Below are 7,155 nucleotides of genomic sequence, written 5' to 3'. Positions count from 1 at the left end.
GGGCGATCGCCTTCGCGCTCGCCGAGGCGGGCGTCACGCGCCTGACCATCGCCAACCGCACCCTGAAAAGGGCGCGCGAATTGGCCGAGGCCGTGGCCGCGGCGTTTCCCGCGGTCGCCGTCTCCGCCGGGACGGAAGGGCTCTCCGATCACGATGTGATCGTCAACGCGACCTCGCTCGGCCTTGATCCTGCGGATCCGCCGCCCGTCGATGTGACGCAACTGAGGCCCGGCCAGGTTGTCGCCGAGGCGATCATGGAGCCGGAAGTCACCCCCCTGCTTGAAGCCGCAAAGGCATCCGGCTGCAGGGTCCAGCCCGGCCGGCCGATGCTCGACAGCCAGATCGCGCTCATGGCGCGGCACATGGGGGCGCTCTCATGACGCCGTGCCGTCGCGCGCGGCCGGGTTTGTGCCCGCCGGCCCGGACGCGGGAATAACGCTATGGCCGAGGCAGCGACATTCGACTACGTCATCGTCGGCGGAGGAACGGCGGGCTGCGTCCTGGCCAACCGGCTCACCGCTTCGGGCCGGCACTCGGTGCTCCTGCTCGAGGCGGGCGGCGAGGGGAGGGGATTCTGGATCCCCATCCCCGCCGGTTTCAATAAGCTTTTGACCGACCCGCGTCACAACTGGCGGTTCGCCACGGAGCCGGAACCGGCAACCAACAACCGCGTCATCGCCGTGCCGCGGGGCAAAGGCCTCGGCGGCTCCACACTCATCAACGGCATGATCTACATCCGCGGCCAACAGCAGGATTACGACCGGTGGGCGCAACTCGGCTGCACGGGCTGGAGCTTCGAGGACGTCCTGCCCTATTTCCGCCGGGTGGAGAACTTCGACGGGCCGGAGGATGCCTATCGCGGGACCGGCGGACCGCTGCCCGTGACGGTGGTGCGCGAGCGGCCGGAGATCGCCGAAGCCTTTATCGCCGCAGCCGAGGCGGCCGGCCACTCGCGCAATCCGGACTATAACGGCCGGACTCAGGACGGTTTCGGCTACTACCAGGTCAACCAGCGCGACGGCCGCCGCGTCAGTGCGGCCGACGCCTATCTGAAGCCCGCCCGCCGCAGGCTCAATCTGCGCGTCGAGACGCATGCGCGCGCTGTGAAGCTCGTATTCGCCGACGGCCGTGTGCAGGGTGTCATGGTACGCACGCGCTCCGGGGAGAGGCTTTTTCGGGCGCGCCGCGAGGTCGTCCTGACGGCCGGTGCCGTCCAGACGCCGCAGCTTCTGGAGCTTTCCGGCATCGGCGTGCCCGCCGTGCTGCAGGCGGCGGGCATTCCGGTGCGCCATGCGCTCCCGGGTGTGGGGGAAAATTATCTCGACCATTTCTGCACCCGCATGAACTGGCGCGTCCGCCTGCCGGTCACCCTGAACGAGGCGACGCGCGGGTGGCGACTTCTCAGCTCCGTCGCGCAGTATTTCGCCACGCGCCAGGGCATCCTCACCCTCGGCACCGGACTGGTGCACGGCTTCGTGCGCACGAGGCCTGGGCTGGACGGGCCGGACGTCCAGTACTTCTTCATGCATGCGAGCTACGCCAACGCCGCCGAACGCCGCCTCGACCGCCATCCCGGGATGACGATCGGCGTGACGCAGTTGCGGCCGGAATCGCGCGGCAGCATTCACATCAAGGCGCCCGGACCGGATACCCCGCCGGCGATCCGCCCAAATTTCCTCGCCGCCGAGGAAGACCGGCGCTCGATGATCGAAGGCATGAAATGCGCGCGCCGCATCGTCGAGCAGGCGCCCATGAACCGCTATCGCGGGCCCGAGATGAGCCCGGGACCCGCCTGCCGTACGGATGAGGACTGGCTGGCCTTCGCCCGCGACAACGGGCAGACCATCTACCACGTCGCCGGGACCTGCCGGATGGGCGCGGATGCCGAGGCGGTGGTCGATCCGCGCCTGCGCGTGCGCGGCTTGGCGGGCCTGCGTGTTGCCGATGCGTCGGTGATGCCGGCCATAATCTCGGGCAACATCCAGGCTGCCGTCTTCATGATTGCCGAAAAGGCTGCGGACCTCATATTGGAGGACGCTTCCCAACCCGGCTGATGCGCAGTGAGCCGCACGCGCCGGGCCAAGTGTTCAGATCGGCAGCGGCCGCCGCTCCTCGATCGCCTCCATGGCGAAATAGGAGGTGACCGATTCCAGCTCCACCTTCTGGATCAGCCGCTGGTAGACGAGATCGTAGCTGGCCATGTCGGCGGTGACGATGCGCAGCATGTAGTCGTAGTCGCCGCCGATGCGGAAGAAGTCCACCACTTCGGGAATGCTCGAGACGTGCTGCCGGAAGCTCTGCAGCCAGGCCGCCGAGTGGTGTCGCGTCTTGACCATGACGAAGACGACGAGGCCAAGGCCGAGCTTGCCGCGGTCGAGCCGCACCGTGCGGCCGCGTATGATGCCGGCGTCCTCCAGCGCCCGCAGCCGCCGCCAGCAGGCGTTTTGCGAAAGGCCGACGCGGTCGGCCAGGTCGCGTTGCGAGAGCGCCGCGTCCTGTTGCAGCTCGCGCAGGATGCGCTTGTCGATATGATCGATTTTTTGCCTGTTCATCCGATCATATGAACGATCAATCCTTCGATTTGCAAGGTAATTGGTGAAAATGATCGTGTCGGATCGTGCCAAACTTTACCGCCAAATGCACGACAGGCGGAAAGAGCAGGCATGCAGGGACTTAAGCATTTTGCCGAAAGTCTGAAGGGCGACGATCTGCCGGCACGACTGCGCGCCGGCCTGATCGGCGAGAGCGCCCGTATCGACGGGCCGTTCGGGCCGAAGCCGCTTATCTATGCCGACTATGTGGCCTCCGGCCGCGCACTTGCCCAGATCGAGGATTTCGTGCGCGAGGCGGTACTCCCCTATTATGCCAACAGCCATACCGAAGCATCCTATTGCGGCGCGTTCTGCACGCGTCTGCGCGAAGAGGCCCGGGACGTTGTCCGTCGCGCGGTGCGGGCGGACGAGGCGACGAGCGTGGTATTCGCCGGATCGGGCGCCACGACCGGCATCAACAAGCTGGTGCGGCTTTTGCAGGTCCCCGAGATGGCCGCGGCGGGGCAGCGTCCCGTGGTGTTCATCGGCCCCTACGAGCACCATTCGAACATTCTGCCCTGGCGTGAGAGCGGTGCGGAGACGCTCGAGATACCGGAGGCCAGGGACGGTGGGCCCGATCTCGATATCCTCGCGCACGAGCTGGAAAGCCGCCCAAGCGCCGTGCTGAAGGTCGGCGTCTTCTCCGCGGCCTCGAACGTAACGGGCATCGTCACCGATACGGACAGGATCACGCGGTTGCTGAAGGCGCATGGCGCCCTGGCCGTCTGGGACTATGCCGGCGGCGCACCCTATCTGGCGATGGACATGCGCGCAGGCACGGACTGCGCGAAGGACGCCATCGTCTTCTCGCCGCACAAGTTTCCCGGCGGGCCGGGTGCGTCCGGCGTGCTTGTCCTGCGCAATGCGGTTGCGCGCACGCAAAGGCCGAGCATGCCCGGCGGCGGCTCGGTCACCTTCGTCTCCCCCTGGACGCACGACTACTCAGCCTCGCTGTCGGCGCGCGAGGAAGCCGGAACGCCGAACGTCGTCGGCGATATCCGCGCGGCCCTAGTGCTCCTCGTCAAGGAGGCGCTCGGCCGGGATTTCATCGAGGGCCGCAACCATGCGCTGCGTGAACGCGCACTTGCGGTCTGGTCGGCCAATCCGCACATCGAACTCCTCGGCAACATGCACGCGCCGGCATTGCCGATCTTCTCTTTTCGGGTCCGCCGTGCCGACGGTACATATCTGCATCACCAGCTCTTCACCCGAATGCTGAGCGATGCGGAAGGGATCCAGGCCCGCGGCGGCTGCGCCTGCGCGGGACCCTATGCACATCGTCTGCTCGACATCGACGAGGGGCGCTCGCGTGCCCTGCTTGCCGCCATCCGCGCCGGACGCGAGATCGAAAAGCCGGGTTGGGTGCGGCTCAACCTGAGCTATCTTCTCGACGACGAGAAGGCGGACAGGATCATCGGCGCCGTCGACCGGCTTGCGCGAGAGGCGGAGACGATCGCCAATGCCTACGCTTTCGACCCGGCGACGGCACGCTTCAAGCACGAGACCACGCCGCGGGAACTTGAAGAAAGGCGGGTCGGTTGAGGGGTGATTTTTTCGGTTGACCATGGAGCAGGACGGGGCGTTGATGGTTAAATTCCGGCAGGTGCACGGGTTTCGGCGGCTCCGTGCCGCGCGGAGGCGGCTGCGTCCGACAATGGGGATAGACGTCTCCACATCCTGCGATTTGACCGGCACGCCCGCCTGCGCATATGCATGCCCGCCGGCACGGTGTGGGCGTGGCCTTGCCAACAATATACGCGTGCGGCCGGGACATTTGGAACGATTATGGGGCGAAAGGGCTGCGGAAAGGGCGGAAATACCTTTTCACGGCCGGCCAGAAGGCGAAGATAGACGCGTATGAACATATCCGGGACGACAGACATCGAAGCGGGCCGGCGGCGCCTGGCCGAACTCGAGGCGCGTGTGAGGCGGGACCTCGATTATCTGTGCCTGCCGCCGGCGAACTGGGTGCCTTCGCGTCAGCACGGGGGCGAGCACGTCCACGACGTCATCGTCATCGGCGGCGGGATGGTCGGGCTCGTCGGCTATTTCGCGCTGTGGAGCGGAGGCATGCGCAACATGCGTATCCTCGACCGCAGCCCCGCCGGCCGCGAGGGACCGTGGCTCAATTATGCGCGCATGGAGACGCTGCGCTCGCCCAAGCAACTCACGGGTCCCGCCTACGGCCATGCCTCGCTCACCTTCCGCGCCTGGTTCACCGCGCAATATGGCGAGGCGGCTTGGCAGGCGCTGGACAAGATTCCGCGGCCGATGTGGATGGACTATCTCGTCTGGTACCGCAAGGTGCTGGACATCCCGGTCGAGAACGAGGTGGAAGTGACGCGGGTGGCTCCCGAGGGGCCGTATCTGCGCCTTGAGCTTGCCGGCCGCGGCGCCAAGGAGAAATCAATCCTGACGCGCAAATTCGTCATGGCGACGGGGCGCGAGGGGCTGGGGCGGCCGAACATCCCCGCTTTCGTGAAAACGTTGCCACGGCATGCCTGGGCACACTCGTCCGACGACATCGACTTCGCGGCGCTGAAGGGCAAGCGCGTGGTTGTCATCGGTGTCGGCGCTTCCGCCGTCGACAACGCCGCGGAGGCGTTGGAGGCCGGCGCCAGGGAAGTCCGCCATGTCATCCGGCGCAAGGAGATGCCGACCATCAACAAGATGATGGGGATCGGCTCCTTCGGCTTCACGGCAGGATATGCACAGCTGCCGGACGAATGGCGCTGGCGCTTCATGCAGTATTCCTTCGTCACCCAGACGCCCGCCCCGCGCGGCTCGACGCTGCGGGTGAGCCGGCACGACAATGCCTATTTCCACTTCGGGCAAGGCATTGCGCGCATGGCGCACGAAGGTGGCGAGGTGGTGATCGAAACGACCGCAGGCAAGCGGCTCAAGACGGATTTCGTCATCCTCGGCACCGGCTTCACGGTCGACCCGCTGGCGCGCACCGAACTCGGCGAGGCGGCCGAGGAGATCATGCTGTGGCGAGACCGTTATACCCCGCCGCCGGGCGAGGAGAGCGAAGAGCTGGGCAATTTCCCCTATCTCGGGCCGGACTTCTCCTTCCGCGAGCGCATCCCGGGAAGGGCGCCGTGGCTTTCCAACGTCTACTGCTTCAATTACGGGGCCTCGGCAAGTCTCGGCAAGGTCTCCGGCGACATCCCCGGCATCAGCGAGGGCGCCTCGTGGCTGGCCCGCGAGATCGCCGCCACGCTTTACCGCGAGGACGTCGAGATCCACTGGCAGGGTATGCTCGACTATTCCAAGCCCGAGCTTCAGGGCGACGAATGGACGGAATCGGAAATCGAGGACGAAACGCAGACGGCATCCGCGCCCGCCTGCACCGAGGGGAGCTGAAGACGCGATGAGCGAAGTTTTTTCCGACGACATCGTCGCACGGCTGGCCGGGGCCGACGCCACCGACCGGGTCCGAGCGGCGCTCGAAAGCCGCGCCGATGTGATGGCGATGACGCAGACCACCCACGACGCCGCGCTGTCACCGGCCGATCCCGGCGGCCTTTCCCACGCGTTACGGACCGCGCTCGCCGTGCGCGTTGCCCGGCTGAACGAGAACGCGGAACTTGCCGACCACTATCGCACGCTGCTTGAAAAGGCGGGGGCAGGTGAAGCAGAAAACGCTGTCTCGGATCCCGCCTATAGGGGGCATGAAGAGCACCGCCTGTCGGCGATTATCGCCTTCACCGATCTCGTCTCCATGCGACCGCGGGACACGCGGGCCGCCGACATCGAGGCGCTGCAGGCGGCCGGCATCCCCGATGCCGATATCGTGCGTCTTGCCGAACTCAACGCGTTTCTGGCCTATCAGATCCGCGTGATCGCGGGATTGAAGCTGATGAAGGCGACGGCATGAGCGACATCATTCACGAATTCACGACCGAAATTCCGCACTGGCGTCCGCGGGTGAAGCCGATCGACCTTGCCGAGGCGACGCCTGAGCAGCTCGATGCGCTGAAGGTCACGCCGTCCAACACCAAGGTGTCGGACTACGTGCTGGTGCTTGCCAACGACGTCGAGACACTGAAGGTCCGCACGCCGCTCTTCAACGCGATCATGTACAATCGAGGCGGGCTTGGCAGGGCCGAGCGTGAGCTGGGCGCCACGGCGGCCTCGGTGGTCAACCACTGCGTCTACTGCGCCGCCGTCCATGCCAGCCGCTACAACCAGCTCGCCAAGGATGAAAGCGTGATGGAGCGCGTCTTCCGTGACGGCGAGGCAGCCGAGCTCGATGAGCGCCAGCAGGCCATCTTCCGCTTCGCGGTCAAGCTCTCCAAGGCGCCGAGCGAGGCGGATGAAGAGGACATGCAGGCCTTGCGCGACGCCGGCCTCGATGACGGGGAGATCCTCGATCTCATTCTCTCGGCCTCGCTTTTCGGCTGGGCCAACCGGCTGATGCATGTGCTGGGCGACCCGGTCGCCAAGGAGGGGCCGGCGCGATGACGGCGGGCGAAGGATTGTGCGTGGGCATTGCCGGCGCCGGCGCTATCGCCTTCGGTGCGGCCGCCTTTCTCGAGCAGGCCGGCCATCGGCCGGTGCT

7 protein-coding genes are annotated in these 7,155 nt (G+C 66.4%); 6 read left to right on the top strand and 1 reads right to left on the bottom strand.

What is annotated here, in order from left to right; all coding sequences use genetic code 11:
• Both ACFP9U_RS22675 and ACFP9U_RS22670 read left to right on the top strand, forming a co-directional pair.
• Nucleotides 1-380 (top strand): shikimate dehydrogenase family protein (locus ACFP9U_RS22675; RefSeq protein WP_378624941.1); only part of this gene is annotated, 380 nt, incomplete at its 5' end.
• Nucleotides 381-440: 60 nt separating this feature from the next.
• The gene (locus ACFP9U_RS22670) at nt 441-2,054 is read left to right on the top strand and encodes a GMC family oxidoreductase (RefSeq protein ID WP_378624939.1); all 1,614 of its coding nucleotides are present in this window, start codon (nt 441-443) and stop codon (nt 2,052-2,054) included.
• Between the two features lie 33 nt (nt 2,055-2,087).
• Here ACFP9U_RS22670 and ACFP9U_RS22665 read toward each other — a convergent pair whose 3' ends face one another.
• The gene (locus tag ACFP9U_RS22665; protein WP_322453597.1) at nt 2,088-2,552 is read right to left on the bottom strand and encodes an Lrp/AsnC family transcriptional regulator; all 465 of its coding nucleotides are present in this window, start codon (nt 2,550-2,552) and stop codon (nt 2,088-2,090) included.
• A gap of 111 nt (nt 2,553-2,663) precedes the next feature.
• Here ACFP9U_RS22665 and ACFP9U_RS22660 point away from each other — a divergent pair, with 111 nt between their 5' ends.
• The 4 genes from ACFP9U_RS22660 to ACFP9U_RS22645 all read left to right on the top strand — a co-directional run bounded on the left by ACFP9U_RS22660 (nt 2,664) and on the right by ACFP9U_RS22645 (nt 7,058).
• Nucleotides 2,664-4,133, top strand: a complete 1,470-nt coding sequence (locus tag ACFP9U_RS22660) for an aminotransferase class V-fold PLP-dependent enzyme (protein WP_378624938.1) — start codon at nt 2,664-2,666, stop codon at nt 4,131-4,133.
• A 315-nt stretch (nt 4,134-4,448) separates the two neighbouring features.
• Nucleotides 4,449-5,957, top strand: coding sequence for an NAD(P)-binding domain-containing protein (locus tag ACFP9U_RS22655; protein WP_378624936.1), 1,509 nt, complete (start codon nt 4,449-4,451; stop codon nt 5,955-5,957).
• A gap of 7 nt (nt 5,958-5,964) precedes the next feature.
• A complete protein-coding gene (locus ACFP9U_RS22650) occupies nt 5,965-6,471 on the top strand; it encodes a CMD domain-containing protein (RefSeq protein WP_378624935.1) in 507 nt (168 codons plus the stop codon).
• Nucleotides 6,468-7,058, top strand: coding sequence for a peroxidase-related enzyme (locus ACFP9U_RS22645; protein WP_378624933.1), 591 nt, complete (start codon nt 6,468-6,470; stop codon nt 7,056-7,058). Before ACFP9U_RS22650 ends, ACFP9U_RS22645 begins: the two co-directional genes overlap by 4 nt.
• The last annotated feature ends 97 nt before the right edge of the window (nt 7,059-7,155 follow it).

Origin of the sequence: Nitratireductor sp. GCM10026969, assembly GCF_042660605.1 — a bacterium.
Classification (GTDB): domain Bacteria; phylum Pseudomonadota; class Alphaproteobacteria; order Rhizobiales; family Rhizobiaceae; genus Chelativorans.
This window is presented reverse-complemented; position numbering and strand designations above follow the sequence as displayed.